The 13638-nt window shown below is 64.6% G+C and carries 12 protein-coding genes; 6 read left to right on the top strand and 6 right to left on the bottom strand.

Annotated features, from left to right (window positions below; all coding sequences use genetic code 11):
- Window positions 1-177 precede the first annotated feature (177 nt).
- The 3 genes from P6U27_RS24440 (at window position 178) to P6U27_RS24430 (ending at window position 3452) form a co-directional block, all read left to right on the top strand.
- Window positions 178-1947, top strand: a complete 1770-nt coding sequence (locus tag P6U27_RS24440; RefSeq protein ID WP_164936895.1) for a tannase/feruloyl esterase family alpha/beta hydrolase — start codon at window positions 178-180, stop codon at window positions 1945-1947.
- Between the two features lie 401 nt (window positions 1948-2348).
- Window positions 2349-2603 (top strand): hypothetical protein, encoded by a 255-nt coding sequence (locus P6U27_RS24435; protein WP_209295571.1) that lies wholly within the window; start codon window positions 2349-2351, stop codon window positions 2601-2603.
- 201 nt (window positions 2604-2804) lie between these two features.
- Entirely contained in the window at window positions 2805-3452 is a 648-nt protein-coding gene (locus P6U27_RS24430) for a TetR/AcrR family transcriptional regulator (protein WP_122404286.1), read from the top strand.
- On the opposite strand, the gene P6U27_RS24425 is transcribed toward P6U27_RS24430, so the two are convergent.
- From P6U27_RS24425 to P6U27_RS24410, 4 genes are all read right to left on the bottom strand, one after another.
- Entirely contained in the window at window positions 3449-4099 is a 651-nt protein-coding gene (locus P6U27_RS24425; protein WP_209295572.1) for an aspartate/glutamate racemase family protein, read from the bottom strand. The two genes, P6U27_RS24430 and P6U27_RS24425, sit on opposite strands and share 4 nt — an antisense overlap.
- 141 nt (window positions 4100-4240) lie before the next feature.
- Entirely contained in the window at window positions 4241-5251 is a 1011-nt protein-coding gene (locus tag P6U27_RS24420) for an amino acid ABC transporter substrate-binding protein (protein ID WP_122404284.1), read from the bottom strand.
- A gap of 12 nt (window positions 5252-5263) precedes the next feature.
- A complete protein-coding gene (locus tag P6U27_RS24415; RefSeq protein ID WP_122404283.1) occupies window positions 5264-6613 on the bottom strand; it encodes an aspartate aminotransferase family protein in 1350 nt (449 codons plus the stop codon).
- 3 nt (window positions 6614-6616) lie between these two features.
- Window positions 6617-7489, bottom strand: coding sequence for a MurR/RpiR family transcriptional regulator (locus P6U27_RS24410; RefSeq protein ID WP_122404282.1), 873 nt, complete (start codon window positions 7487-7489; stop codon window positions 6617-6619).
- A gap of 88 nt (window positions 7490-7577) precedes the next feature.
- Here P6U27_RS24410 and P6U27_RS24405 point away from each other — a divergent pair, with 88 nt between their 5' ends.
- Together P6U27_RS24405 and P6U27_RS24400 are read left to right on the top strand one after the other, a co-directional pair.
- Window positions 7578-8762 (top strand): amino acid ABC transporter permease, encoded by a 1185-nt coding sequence (locus P6U27_RS24405; RefSeq protein ID WP_122406762.1) that lies wholly within the window; start codon window positions 7578-7580, stop codon window positions 8760-8762.
- A gap of 2 nt (window positions 8763-8764) precedes the next feature.
- Entirely contained in the window at window positions 8765-9871 is a 1107-nt protein-coding gene (locus tag P6U27_RS24400) for an amino acid ABC transporter permease (RefSeq protein ID WP_122404281.1), read from the top strand.
- A 165-nt stretch (window positions 9872-10036) separates the two neighbouring features.
- On the opposite strand, the gene P6U27_RS24395 is transcribed toward P6U27_RS24400, so the two are convergent.
- Window positions 10037-11455 (bottom strand): amidase, encoded by a 1419-nt coding sequence (locus P6U27_RS24395; protein ID WP_122404280.1) that lies wholly within the window; start codon window positions 11453-11455, stop codon window positions 10037-10039.
- Window positions 11456-11604: 149 nt separating this feature from the next.
- Window positions 11605-12381, bottom strand: a complete 777-nt coding sequence (locus tag P6U27_RS24390; protein WP_122404279.1) for an SDR family oxidoreductase — start codon at window positions 12379-12381, stop codon at window positions 11605-11607.
- A gap of 154 nt (window positions 12382-12535) precedes the next feature.
- On the opposite strand from P6U27_RS24390, the gene P6U27_RS24385 reads away from it, so the two are divergent.
- On the top strand, window positions 12536-13609 hold the full coding sequence (locus tag P6U27_RS24385; protein WP_122404278.1) for a tartrate dehydrogenase: 1074 nt from the start codon (window positions 12536-12538) through the stop codon (window positions 13607-13609).
- The last annotated feature ends 29 nt before the right edge of the window (window positions 13610-13638 follow it).

The following is a 13638-nucleotide window of genomic DNA, read 5'->3' as shown; positions in this document are numbered from 1 at the left end:
GCGCCGCCGATGTCGCGGCCCGACTCGCCGGGCAGACCCGCGAGTCGCGGCCGCTGACGATTATGGATTAAGGCGGCCGCGGGCTGCCAACAGAAAACAATAAGCGAGGGGAGAGAACCGATGCCGATCGCGCGAAGGAGTTTATGGGCAATACTGCTGGTGGCTGCGACTTGCCAGATGACATCGGCATCCGCCGAGCCGATGGCTTGTGACGACGGCATCAAGGCTGCCTTCCATCCCGACGAGATCACGACGGTGATCGCGGTCCGCCAAGTCAAGAAGGGTGAGGAGTTGTTGGCGCCCGATGCGCCGAAGCCGATCACGGCGGCAGCCGATCTTTGCCTCGTGAAGCTGCTGGTCGGTCCCGGCGTCACGGCTGAGAAAGACAAGACCGCGCCGTCTTATTCAGAAGGTATCGGCATCGAAGTCTGGCTGCCAACGCAGGGTAACTGGAATGAGCGCATCCGCAACTATGGCGGCGGCGGCTGGGTCGGCGGCGGCCATCGCTACCCCGACAAGATCGGCAGCAAGGTGCCGGCGATCGTCAATGCCAATATCGGATATGCCTCCGGAACAACGGATGCGGGCCAGCCCTGGTATCAGGACGGCTCGTTCGCCTTCCTCTCCGACGGCAAGGTCAACGTCGAGGGCCTGCGCGACTTCGCGGTGCGGGCGATGGTCGAGCAGGCGGTCAAGACCAAAGCGCTGGTCAATCTCTACTACGGCAAGGTGCCGAAATTCGTCTACTACGATGGACACTCGCAGGGCGGCCGCCAGGGCCTGAAGATCCTGCAGGAGTATCCCGAGCTCTATGACGGCTACATGATTGCGCAGCCTGCGCTGAACATCGCGAAGTTCGGCACCACCAGCCTCTATCCGCAGATCGTGATGAAGACCGAGCTGGGCTTCACAGCAATCAACAAGCCAGAGGCCGCCGCTTTCGCCGCCAAGGTCGAGGCCGCCAATAAGCGCGCTGTTGCGACCTGCGACAAGGCCGGCCTCGGCTTCCTGCTTGATCCCTTCGCCTGCGACTACAATCCCGCGCGTGACGCGGTGCTGCTTTGTGCGGGCGAAGCGGGCGACGGCGTCACCGGCAGCAATGGCGACACGGCGGCCTGCATGAGCGCGAAGGAAGCGGGTGCGCTCAATAAGATCTGGTACGGGGCGACCCGCGATGGCAGCGTCGATCCGGCTCAGACGGCAGAAGCCCGTAGCGGTAAAGCGCTCGGCGTGAAGCAGCTGTGGTGGACTTTTACCAAGGGCACGTCGATCTCGATGCAGATCACGAGCGCGTCGACTGACAATTTTGCGCTCGGCATGCAGGACGTCAGCTACGCCGCCGATGCCAGCGCGACGTCAGCCATTCCGATCACCAACACCTCGACCGCCAAGCGTAACCGCTGGCTCGAGCTCGACTATGCCGACCTCGCCGCTGGCGTCGACAAGAACGTCGCGCTGCAGCCCACGCTGTTCAGCAATCTGATCACCGACAAGACGGATCTCTCCAAGCTGCGCGATCTCGGCCGCAAGGTGATCGTGTGGAGCGGACTTGCGGATGATGCGATCCCGCCGGCCGGCAACGTCAACTATCACGAGCGCGTGCTTGCTGCGATGGGCGGCGATGCCGAGGTCTCAAAATTCATGCGAATGTATCTGGTGCCGGGGGTCGCGCATTCCTCGCAGGGTCGCTCGTACACCGTGACCGGCAAGAACGACGCCGTGCCGCTGCCGAAGCTGCCAGGCAACGCCAACCAAACGCCGACCCGCGACAAGGACCAGTTCTTCTCCGCATTGACCGATTGGGTCGAGAAGGGAGTCGCGCCGGGCGAGATCACGTTGACCTCGCGCGATGGCAGTGTGAGCTATCCAGTCTGCGTCTATCCCCAGCGGACGACGTGGGATGGCCACGGCCCGGCGACGCAGTCTTCTAGCTTCAGCTGCCGCTAGTCCCTGAAGCGTTGCCGGCACCCTGATTGTTGCGATACCGGCCGAGGCGAGGGTCGCCGTCTTGGGGCCCATTTTGCAGGAGAAGCTATTTCCCCCTCGCGAATTGGCCTGCCCTGGGTCGTTCATGGCGAGCTCAGCGTCATTGGTTGGGCAGCCGTTTGAAGCTTGCTGCAAATCGCGTCGTTTGAACGGGGAATGAGCACCGTCAAAACTAAGCTCTCACAAAAAAAGCGGAGAGCCGGTTTTGGGTTAAGCATACGCTTTGAGACACCGAGGCAACTCGTCGGGTCCGGTGTGTGCTGGCTAACAATGCGCCGCCGTGGGCAGCCATGATCTAGATCGAGCTACGTTGGCGCGAGGGAGCTTCAACATATTTTGGGGAACGAGACGGCAGTGGTGGCGTGCGGGTATTCCGTCATCAGCGTCGTCCGCACCGTATCGAGATCGCGCGCGACGACCAGCGGCAATCTCACATCGAGGAGGTCTTTGAACCCAGACTAGACCGGCTTTGGGCCGTTCAGTACGGACCGGTCACGGATAGTGTTCGACAGCTGCTGGAAGCGCATGCGCTGGCTCATGGCGTGCTGATCCTGACGGGTGCCGAAGAATTAGAACATTCAGGGCAGCTTCCGCCGCAGCGAGCCGGATCGGGTTGAACGTGCAATCCCACATCGGAGCCGCGTATCGATACAGAATGAGAATCCTTTCGCACGTTTTGCTCGACTTGTCGCTTTATCCCGCACTTTTTGCTTGGTAAGTTTCGCAATCGAGGTTGGACCTGGGAAACTAAATGTCTGAAAGTGCTGCAATGATATTCTCGGTAATTGCCTGACGGACCATATAGGCATCGCCTCAACATGCACTCAAAACTCGCCCGCAAGCCCGTGAAGACCTACCACCATGGCGATCTTCGTGATGCGTTGATCAAGGCTGCGCTGCACGAAGCAGAGCAGGGCGGCGCCGAGGCGATCAGCATCAAGGCGCTTGCAAAGAAGCTCGGTGTCTCGCAGCCGGCGCCATACCGGCATTTTGCCGACCGCGAGGCGCTGCTCGCGGCAGTCACCGCGGAGGCATTCCGGCAGCTCTCGGCGCTTCTGCGCGAGGCAATGGCAAAGCCGTCGAAGCAGTCGAAACTCTCGCGACTCGCGCAGGCGACGCTCGATTTCGGTCTGCGCCGAAATGGCATCTACCGATTGATGTTCGCTTCGCGCACGGTGTCCTGTGCGGCCAAGGGCAGCGAGCTGCACGAGGCGACGCGGGAGACCTTTGCGCTCGTGATCGAAGCTTTGGAAGCGCCGGCTGTCGGCTACTTGCGTGAACGGCAGGCGCTCAAGATCTGGGCGGCGCTCCACGGTGTGGTGATGCTGGCCGAGCAGGGCTTGTTCACCGGCGAGGCGGCGCATGCCACGCGCGAGGAGCTGGTCGAGGATTTCGTCCACGAGACGAAGGCTGCGCTTGCGGTCGCGATCAAGGACGTCCAGCGTCGAAAAAGGGCTGGCGCTTAAGCCTTCGCCTTCAGCAGTCTCATCAGCTTGTCGACCGCGCTGTCCGGCGTCGTCACGACAGGGCGACCGGTTGCCTCCGCGACCAGCGGCGCCGTTGCCGCAATGCTGAACTGCGCCAGTGCGACGACGTCGCAATCGCGCAGGTCCCTTGAAGCCTCCGCAATCAGCCGGTCATGTGTGGCGCGGTCGCCGCGGTCGAGCGCAGCCAACGCGCCCTCGGCGAGTTTCGGAACGATTTGGACGGAGGTCGGAAATTCCGGCGGCATCGAGACCAGCGTCGGCGGAAAAGTCGAGAGCAGGCCGACGCGCTGGCCCATGGCGACCGCCTTCTCGATCATGGCCTCGTTCGGCTTGAGCACCGGCATCGATGCATGCGCGCGCGCCACCGCCTCGATGCAGGGGCCGAAAGCGGAGCAAGTGAACAAGATTCCATCCGCTCCCGTCGCCGCTGCGTAATCGCCGAGCGCGAGGAAGCGCTCGGTCATGGTATCGCTGAGCGAACCGTCGCGCGCCAGGTCCGCCGACAGGCTGTCATCGAGCAGGTTCATCAGCCGCGCCTCGGGCCACGCCTTTGCAAACGCCGCTTCGATCGGGGCGATGGAATGCTTGAGGGCGTGGATCAGGGTGATGCGAGGAGGCGTTGCCATTGAACGTGTCTACTGGTTCCGTGCCCCGGACGGAGCGCAATGCGCAGCACTGCGCTCCAGGGCCGGGGTCCATTGTGGCTGCTGGGTCCCGGCTCTGCGCAGGAGCGTTGCACTGCAGCGCGTCCGGGACACGATCAATATCTACTTGAACGGAATGGCGTACATCAGGCCGCCCTTGCTCCAGAGGCCATTGAGCCCGCGATCGAGCTTGAGCGGGCTCGCCTTGCCGACGTTGCGCTCATAGATCTCGCCGTAGTTGCCGGTGGCCTTGATTGCCGTGGCCAGCCATTTGTTGTCGAGCCCGAGTCGCGAGCCGAGGTCGCCCGAGGTGCCCAGCAGGCGCTGGATCGCCGGCGTCTGCGACTTCGTCATCTCCTCGACATTGGCCTGCGTGACCCCGAGCTCCTCGGCCTCGATCAGGCCGTAATGCAACCAGGTGATGATGTCGCTCCAGACTTCGTCACCGTTGCGGGTGAAGGGGCCGAGCGGCTCCTTGCTGATGGTCTGCGGCAGCACGACGTAGTCCGCCGGGTTCGGCGCCGCCGTCGTCACCGCGCCGGCGAGTGCGGAAGCGTCCTGGGTCATGGCATCGCAGCGGCCGCCGAAAAAGGTCTGGTACATGGTGTCGACGCGATCGAACACCAGCGGCTTCCAGTCGATGCCGTTGGCTCGGCCGTAATCGCCGAGCGTGACCTCGTGCGTGGTGCCTTGCGCGACGCAGACGGTGGCGCCCTTGAGGTCCTTCAGCTCCTTCACGCCGAGGTCCTTCTTCACGACAAAACCCTGGCCGTCGTAGAAGTTGATCGGGCCCTGGCGCAGGCCCAGCGTCACGCCGCGCAAGTAGGTCTGCGTCGAGTTGCGGTACAGCACGTCGATCTCGCCTGATTGCAGCGCGGTGAAGCGGTTCTGGGCCGTCAGCGAGACGTAGCGCACCTTGTTGGGGTCACCGAGCACGCCGGCGGCAAGCGCGCGGCAATAGTCGACGTCGAGACCCTTGTAGTTGCCTTGCGAGTCCGGCGCGGAGAAGCCGGCGAACCCGGCGCTGACGCCGCAGACCAGCGTGCCGCGGCTCTTCACCGTGTCGAGCGTCGCCGCCGACGCCATCACCGTTGATGCTGCGAGCACGCTCGCTGCGATAACCACTTTCCTCATACTACTCTCCCCTCAGTGATTGATGCTACGCAACACGTTATCGACGGCGGTGCCGAGCTTGTCGACGATCAGGTCGATCTCGTCGACTGATGCGATATAGGGCGGCGCCAGCAGCACGTGGTCGCCGCGCACACCGTCAACGGTGCCGCCGCCCGGATAGCAGCCGAGCCCGCCGGCGAAGGCTTCGGCCTTGATCTTCTGGTGCAGCTTGAGCGCTGGATCGAAGGAGGCGCGCGTCGCGCGATCGGCGACGAGCTCGATCGCCCAGAACAGGCCGCGGCCCCTGATGTCGCCGACATGGCGGTGATTGCCGAAACGTTCGGTCAGGCGCTGCTCGAGCTGCCGGCCGCGCTCCTTGACTTGATCGAGCAGACCGTCCTCGCGGATCACATCCTGCACCGCGAGCGCGGCCGCGCAGGCGAGGGGGTGCGCGAGATAAGTGTGGCCGTGCTGGAATGCGCCCGAGCCCGAACGGATGGTGTCGATGATCTTGCCGCTTGCGAGCATCGCACCGATCGGCTGATAGCCGCCGCCGAGCCCCTTTGCGATCGCCTGGATATCAGGCGCCACGCCCTCCTGCTCCCAGGCATGCGTCGTGCCGGTGCGGCCCATGCCGCACATCACCTCGTCGAGGATCAGCAGAGCGCCGTGGCGATCGCAGATCTCGCGCACGGCTTTGAAGTAGCCGTCCGGTGCGGTCACGGCGCCGGCGGTGGCGCCGACGACGGGCTCGGCGAGGAATGCCGCCACGGTGTCGGGGCCGAGCCGCTGAAACTCGGCTTCGAGCTCGGCGGCGAGCCGTGCGACGAACTGCGCATCCGACTCGCTCTCGCGCTTCTCGTGGTAGGCGAAGGCCGGCGTCACGTGACTGAAAGCGGTCGAGAGCAGCGGCGCATAGGGTGCGCGGCGCCAGGCATTGCCGCCGGCGGCGAGCGCGCCGAGCGTGTTGCCGTGATAGCTCTGCCGCCGGGCGATGAAGTGCTGCCGCTGCGGCTCGCCGCGCTCGATGAAATATTGCCGCGCCAGCTTGATGCTGGCTTCGATCGCCTCCGACCCGCCGCTGACGAAATAGGCGTAGGCGAGGCCGCCGGGCTCGTGTCCCACCAGCGTTTCGGCAAGTGCTTCTGCCGGCTCGGAGGAGAAGAAAGCAGTATGCGCATAGGCGAGAGTGGAGGCCTGCTTTGCCATCGCCGCGACCACGCGCGGATGCTGGTGGCCGAGGCAGGAGACCGCCGCCCCGCCGGAGGCGTCGATGATGCGGCGCCCGTCCTCGGCGAAGAGATAAACGCCTTCGCCGCCAATCGCCTTCGGCGGCGTCTCGCGTAGCGAGCGATGCAGCACGCGGCTGGTGCGAGTACTCATGGATCAACCTTTCTCCGAGACGTAAGTCGAGGCCGCGGCAAGCCGCGCCTCGGTATTCTCCAGACGTTTTTTGGCGGCCGTACCGCCGAGCGAGAACATCACCGCAGCGAGCGACTGGGCGATCGCGATGGCGCCGGTGAGGCTCGGGAAGAAGCCGGGCGATGAGGCTGCTTCGAACAGCAGCACGTGGTCGGCGCCCTCGGCCATCGGCGCTGCGAGACTGTCCGCAATCGCGATCAGCGTTGCGCCACTGCGATGAGCGGCTTGCGCGACGCGGACGCTCGCATGTGTGTAAGGCAGGAAGCCGATCACGATGACGGCTTCGCCGGGACGGAAGGCGCCGAGATCGAGATCGTCGGGACCGGATGCGCCGACGAGCTGCACCTGCTCGGGGCGGAACAGTCGCAGCTCGTAATTCAGGAGCTCCGCAACGCTGCGGCAGCTTCGATAACCTGCGATCCAGATCCGCTTGGCATCGTGCAGCGCGCGCGCCGCTTCTGCAATGAGTTGCGCTGGAATGCGCGGAAGGCCGGCGGCCTCGGCCTCGAGCTTGTCGATGACAAGTGCGACATCGGCGTTCGGCCCATGGCGACGGCCTTTTGTGCGCCCGGAGAAGGGAGCGGTCTGCGACGGCCGCCGTGCCTCGGTCAGCGCCGCACGCAGTTCGTCCCAGCCAGAATAGCCGATCGCCTTGGCAAGCCGCGTGAACGCGGCTGGATCGGCGCCGGCCTCTGCCGCGAGATCGCGCATTGAGCGGGTGGTGGCGTCATAGTCATTGGCCGCGACGAAGCGCCCGACCTCCTGCAGCCGCATCGGCAGCGATGGCAACGCGATGCGCAGTTCGCTCAAGGGCGAGGATTTCGCGGGCTCAGCCATGAAACATTTGTTGCATGAAACCGGGTTTGGTGCAACACTTGACGTGCGCCGCCGGAAATCGCTGCATTTTGAGAAGGATTTTTGTGCTGTGACTGCCGATCATCCCAGACCGCCGCCGCGCCGCCGCCTGTTCGCGCTTGGGCGGAACGAATTGAAGGGCCTGTTCTGGCAGGTCCTGGTGGTCGGCATCGCGGTCGCAGTGATCGTCTTCCTCTGGTCCAACACCGTCACCAATCTCTCGGCCCGGCGCATCACGACTGGCCTCGCCTTTCTCGGCCGCGAGGCCGGCATGCCCATTGCCGACAGCCTGCTCGCCTACAATCCGAGGGACACCTATTTCTGGGCGTTCGTCGTCGGCATCGCCAATACCTTGCGCGTCGCCGTGATCGGCATCGTCCTTGCGACGATCTTGGGCACGTTGATCGGGATCTCGCGGCTGTCGGCCAACTGGCTGCTGTCGCGGCTCGCCGCCGTCTATGTCGAAACGCTCCGCGACATCCCGCTGCTGCTTCAGCTCCTGTTTTGGTACGTGCTGATGCAGGCCTTGCCGGCTGCACGCGCCGCCTGGCGACCCGTCGAGGGCGTGTTCCTCTCGAATCGCGGCCTGATCCTGCCGGCGATCCCGTTCGGTCCGCCGCAACTCGCGGTGCTCGGCGCTGCGGTATTGGGTTGCGCGGTGTCCTATGTCATTCGGCGATGGCTGGTCGCGCAGCAGATGCGCGACGGAAGGCCGCGGCCGGCCTGGCCGTTTGCGCTCGGCCTCATCGTCGTGATGCCGGTGGCGGTCTCGCTCGCGCTCGGCGTGTCCTGGTCGATCGAATGGCCGCAGCTGCGCGGCTTCAACTTCGTTGGCGGGCTGACGCTCGCGCCGGAATATTTCGCGCTGCTGATCGCGCTCGTCACCTACACCTCGGCCTTCATCGCCGAGATCGTCCGCAGCGGCATCCAGTCGGTGCCGCGCGGCCAATGGGATGCCGCCAACGCGCTCGGCCTGCGTCGCAGCTTCATGCTGCGGCAGATCATCCTGCCGCAGGCGCTGCGCGTCATCGTGCCGCCGATGACGAGCCAGTACCTCAATCTGACCAAGAACTCCTCGCTGGCGGTCGCGATCGGATACCAGGACGTGGTCTCGATTGCCAACACCACGCTGAACCAGACCGGGCAGGCGATCGAAGCCATCGCCCTGATCATGGCGGTGTTCCTGACCATTAGCCTTTCGATCAGCTTCTTCATGAACTGGTACAATGCGCGCATCGCGCTGGTGGAGCGCTGATCATGACCGCAATCACGGAGATTCCGGACGCCCCGCGCGCCGCCCGCCGTCCGCAGATAGGCAATCCGGTGCTGCGCTGGCTGCGCACCAATCTGTTCTCCTCGATCCCGAACGGCATCATCACGGTCGTGCTGCTGGCGCTGCTCGCCAAGGGCATCTTCAGCTTCGTGCAATGGGGCATGGCGAACGCGGTCTGGCTGACGCCGCCGAACGATTCCAGCGCCTGCCGCGCAGTGCGTGGCGTCGGTGCCTGCTGGGCGATCATCCCCGAGAAATATCGCTTCATCCTGTTCGGCACCTATCCATTCGACGAGCAGTGGCGGCCGGCGCTATCAGTCGGGCTGTTCATCGTGCTGTACTACCTCTCGACCCGCCGCGCACTGTGGCGGCGCGAGCTTGTCTATCTCTGGATCGGTGCGCTGGCGCTGATCAGCGTGCTGATGTGGGGCGGCGTGCTCGGGCTGTCCTTCGTTTCGCAAGACCGCTGGGGCGGACTGCCGGTGACGCTGATCCTGGCGACGTTCGGTCTCGCCTTCGGCTTCCCGCTCGGCATCCTGGTCGCGCTCGGCCGTCGCTCGAAGCTGCCGGCCATCCGCTCGCTCAGCGTGCTCTATGTCGAGCTGATCCGCGGCGTGCCGCTGGTGAGCCTGCTGTTCATGGCGAGCGTGATGTTTCCGCTATTCATGCCCGCCGGATTCAACATCGACAAACTGCTGCGCGCGCAGATCGCGATCATCCTGTTCGCCGGCGCCTACCTCGCCGAAGTGATCCGCGGCGGGCTTCAAGCCGTGCCGCGCGGGCAATATGAAGCCGCCGACGCGCTGGGCCTGTCCTACTGGCGCAAGCACCGGCTCATCGTCCTGCCGCAAGCGATCCGCCACGTCATCCCGCCGCTCGTCAACACCTTCATCGCCTTCTTCAAGGACACCAGCCTCGTGCTGATCATCGGCATCTTCGATCTGCTGACGACGGCCAAGACCGCGATCATCGATCCGGCCTGGCAGCAGTTCTCGGTCGAGGTCTACGTCTTCGTCGCCGCGATCTACTTTGTCTTTTGCTTTGCGATGTCGCGCTACAGCCGGAGCCTGGAGGCAAGGAGCGGGAGATGAGGTCTCGTGTCCCGGACGAGGTGCAGCGCGCCAGCGCTGCGCCGGAGAGCCGGGACCCAGGAATTCACGGGAGCTCGCGGAGAGATGGGCCCCGGCTCTGCAGCGCACCGCACCGGACGATCCTTCGCACCGCCCGGGACGCTGCGCTGCGCCCGGAGCACGAGGTTACCGCTTCACCTTTGGATCAATCGGCGTCGTGGCGCGAAGGTCCAGAATATCCTCCAGCACCTTCGCGCCGGCGATCACCTGCGCGTCGGCGCGGGGGGCGCCGACCACCTGCACGCCGACGGGCAAGCCTGATGCCGTGAAGCCGCACGGCAGCGACAGCGACGGGCAGCAGGCCAGCGTGATGGCGTAGACGATGCCGAGCCACTCGATGTAGTTCTCGAACCTCTTGCCGGCGCATTCGGCGACATAGCGATGTTCGATCGGGAAGGGCGGCACGATCGTCGTCGGTGTCAGCAGCAGATCGTAGGTCTTGAAGAATTCGACCGCGCGCGCGGTCATACCGACGCGTTGCTCCTCGGCGCGCGCCAGCCGGTCGACCGTGAGCTTGAGGCCTTCCTCGATGTTCCAGATCACCTCAGGCTTGAGCAGGTCCCGCTTGGTGCGTAGCAGATTGGCCTTGCTGATCGCGAAATCGAAGGCGCGCAGCACGTGGAAGCATTCATGCGCCTCGCGCCAATCGGGATGCGCCTCCTCGACGATCGCGCCGGCTTCGGCAAAGCGTTCCGCCGCTTTGCGCGTAATCGCTTTCACTTCGGGATCGACCGGGGTGATGCCGAGATCGGGCGAATAGGCGATACGCTTCGGCTTCTTGCCTGCGCGCGCGGATGTCAGGAACGAGGTTGCGGGCGCCGGCAGTGACAGCGGATCGTCGGCGTAGTCGCCGCTCATGGCATCGAGCAGCAGCGCGAGGTCCTCGACGTTGCGCGCCATCGGGCCCTGCACGCCGAGATTGCGATCGATACCCGCCTTCGGCGTATGCGCGACGCGGCCGATGCTCGGCCGCATGCCGACGATGCCGCAGAAGCCAGCCGGGCTGCGCAAGGACCCGCCCATGTCGGAGCCCTGTGCCAGCCAGGCCATGCCGGTCGCAAGCGCCACCGCCGCGCCGCCGGACGATCCCGCTGCCGATTTCGTCGTATTCCAGGGATTGAGTGTCGCGCCGAACACCTCGTTGAAGGTGTTGGCGCCGGCGCCGAATTCCGGCGTGTTCGACTTGGCGTAGACGACGGCGCCGTTGGCCTCGAGGTTCTCGACCATGAGGTCGGATTTCGCGGGGATGTTGTCCTTGAAGATCGGCGAGCCCTGCGTGTTCAGTACGCCCGCGACGTCGGTCAGGTCCTTGATCGGCACCGGAAGGCCTGCGAGCAGCCCGCGCGCACCGGCCGGCTTCTGCATCAGCGTCTTCGCACTCTCGCGCGCGCGATCGAAGCACAGTATCGGCAGCGCGTTGACCTTGCCGTCAACCTCAGCGATGCGCTTCTCCAGTACATCCAGGAGCTCGAGCGGCGAGACGTCGCCGGAGCGCAGCTTGTCGACGACGGTGCAGGCGGTTTCGCGGATCAGGTCTTGAGACAACTATCTTACTCCTACCTCTGGATCGTCATTCCGGGGCGCCCGAAGGGCGAACCCGGAATCTCGAGGGTTCTCAGGTGCGCAACTGCGCACCATGGTTCGATGCTCTTGCATCGCCCCGGAACGACGGTGCCTAAATCATTTCGGGGCGATTAACCCCACCCCGCGCTGATGCCGCCGTCCACCGTGTAGATCACGCCCGACGTGTAGCCGGCGCGGTCCGACGCCAGGAACGCCATGAGGTCGCCGATCTCGCGCGCATGCGCGGGGCGGCCGAGCGGCAGGCTCTTTTGGAATTCTTTGTAGCGACTCTCGTCGCCGAATTGGTGCTTGGCCCGTGTCTTGAGCAGGGTGACGTGGCGGTCGGTGCCGACGGGCCCGGGATTGATGCCGACGACGCGGATGTTGTCGGCGAGGCTCTTGCCGCCGAGCGCACGTGTGAACGCCATCAGGGCCGCATTGCCGGCGCTGCCGCAGATGTAGTTTGCGTCGAATTTCTCGCCCGCTGCGCCGATGTCGTTGACGATGACGCCGCCGCCCTTCGCCTTCATCTGCGCATAGATATGCCGCGTGAGGTTGATGTAGCCGAACACCTTCAATTCCCAGGCGTGCCGCCAGGTCGCCTCGTCGATCTTGTCGATCGAGCCGCCGGGGATATCGCCGGCATTGTTGACGAGCACGTCGATGTCGGCAGCTTCTTTCGCCAGCCGCGCGACGTCCTCTTGCTTGCGCAGATCGACGATGCTCGTCGCGGCGTCGATCTGGTGCAATGCGCGCAAGCGGTCGGCCAGCGCGTTCAGCGCCTCACCGCTGCGGGCCGCCAGCAGGAGATGCGCGCCTTCCTCGGCGAACGCCTCGGCGGCGGCTGCGCCGATGCCCTTGGACGCGCCGGTGATCAGGACGCGCTTGCCACGCAGATGCAGATCCATGAGGGGTACTCGTTCGTGGGAACAGGATCAAATCAGTAGGCGCTTGGCCGCGCCATGGTCAAGATTGCAGTGCAGCGTTGCACTGCCGCCGCGTTTGGTCCATTGCAGTGCGGTCAAAACGCGGCGGCTGCCGGACCAACCAAGGACGTTCTCGATGAGCAAGAAGCAATACCGGATCGCAGTCATTCCTGGCGACGGCATCGGCAAGGAAGTGATGCCGGAAGGTCTGCGCGTTCTGGAGGCGGCCGCCAAGAAGCACGGCGTCTCCGTGCATTTCGACCATTTCGATTTCTCGTCCTACGACTACTACGAGAAGCACGGCCAGATGATGCCTGATGACTGGAAGGAGAAGATCGGCACGCACGATGCGATCTATTTCGGCGCGGTCGGCTGGCCGGCCAAGATTCCGGATCACGTCTCGCTGTGGGGCTCCTTGATCAAGTTCCGCCGCGAGTTCGACCAGTACGTGAATTTGCGTCCGGTGCGGCTGATGCCCGGCGTGCCGTCGCCGCTGGCGGGTCGCAAGCCCGGCGACATCGATTTCTGGGTGGTGCGCGAGAACACGGAAGGCGAATATTCCTCCGTCGGCGGCCGCATGTTCCCGGATACCGACCGCGAGTTCGTGACGCAGCAGACGGTCATGACCCGCACCGGCGTCGACCGTATCCTGAAGTTCGCCTTCGAGCTCGCGCAGTCGCGGCCGAAGAAGCACCTGACCTCGGCGACCAAGTCCAACGGCATCTCGATCACCATGCCCTATTGGGACGAGCGCGTGGAAGCGATGGCCAAGAAGTTTCCGGGCGTGAAGTGGGACAAGTACCACATCGACATTCTCACGGCGAATTTCGTGCTGCATCCGGACTGGTTCGACGTCGTGGTCGGCTCGAATCTGTTCGGCGACATCCTCTCCGACCTCGGCCCGGCCTGCACCGGCACCATCGGCATCGCACCGTCCGGCAACATCAATCCCGAGGGCGATTTCCCCTCGGTGTTCGAGCCTGTTCATGGCTCGGCGCCCGATATCGCGGGGCAGGGCATCGCCAACCCGATTGGCATGATCTGGTCCGGCGCGATGATGTTCGAGCATCTCGGCGAGAAGGAAGCCGGCAAATCGATCGTCGAGGCGATCGAGCGCACGCTGGCCGAACGCACGCTCCGCACCAAGGACCTCGGCGGCAATGCCGATACTACGGCGTGCGGCAAGGCGGTCGCGGATATGGTGGACTAAGTTGTTCTGGCGCGTTCACGCATCCAAGG

Origin of the sequence: Bradyrhizobium sp. STM 3566 (genome assembly GCF_045571445.1) — a bacterium.
Classification (GTDB): Bacteria; Pseudomonadota; Alphaproteobacteria; order Rhizobiales; family Xanthobacteraceae; genus Bradyrhizobium; species Bradyrhizobium vignae.
Note: the sequence above shows the minus strand (reverse complement) of the source record. Positions and strands in the feature narration are given on the sequence as shown.

What these genes read in the sequence shown, in the direction of transcription:
- P6U27_RS24440 (WP_164936895.1), top strand. Translation starts at nt 178, where the DNA reads ATGACATCGGCATCCGCCGAGCCGATGGCTTGTGACGACGGCATCAAG.
- P6U27_RS24430 (WP_122404286.1), top strand. Translation starts at nt 2,805, where the DNA reads ATGCACTCAAAACTCGCCCGCAAGCCCGTGAAGACCTACCACCATGGC.
- P6U27_RS24425 (WP_209295572.1), bottom strand. Translation starts at nt 4,099, where the DNA reads ATGGCAACGCCTCCTCGCATCACCCTGATCCACGCCCTCAAGCATTCC.
- P6U27_RS24420 (WP_122404284.1), bottom strand. Translation starts at nt 5,251, where the DNA reads ATGAGGAAAGTGGTTATCGCAGCGAGCGTGCTCGCAGCATCAACGGTG.
- P6U27_RS24415 (WP_122404283.1), bottom strand. Translation starts at nt 6,613, where the DNA reads ATGAGTACTCGCACCAGCCGCGTGCTGCATCGCTCGCTACGCGAGACG.
- P6U27_RS24410 (WP_122404282.1), bottom strand. Translation starts at nt 7,489, where the DNA reads ATGGCTGAGCCCGCGAAATCCTCGCCCTTGAGCGAACTGCGCATCGCG.
- P6U27_RS24400 (WP_122404281.1), top strand. Translation starts at nt 8,765, where the DNA reads ATGACCGCAATCACGGAGATTCCGGACGCCCCGCGCGCCGCCCGCCGT.
- P6U27_RS24390 (WP_122404279.1), bottom strand. Translation starts at nt 12,381, where the DNA reads ATGGATCTGCATCTGCGTGGCAAGCGCGTCCTGATCACCGGCGCGTCC.
- P6U27_RS24385 (WP_122404278.1), top strand. Translation starts at nt 12,536, where the DNA reads ATGAGCAAGAAGCAATACCGGATCGCAGTCATTCCTGGCGACGGCATC.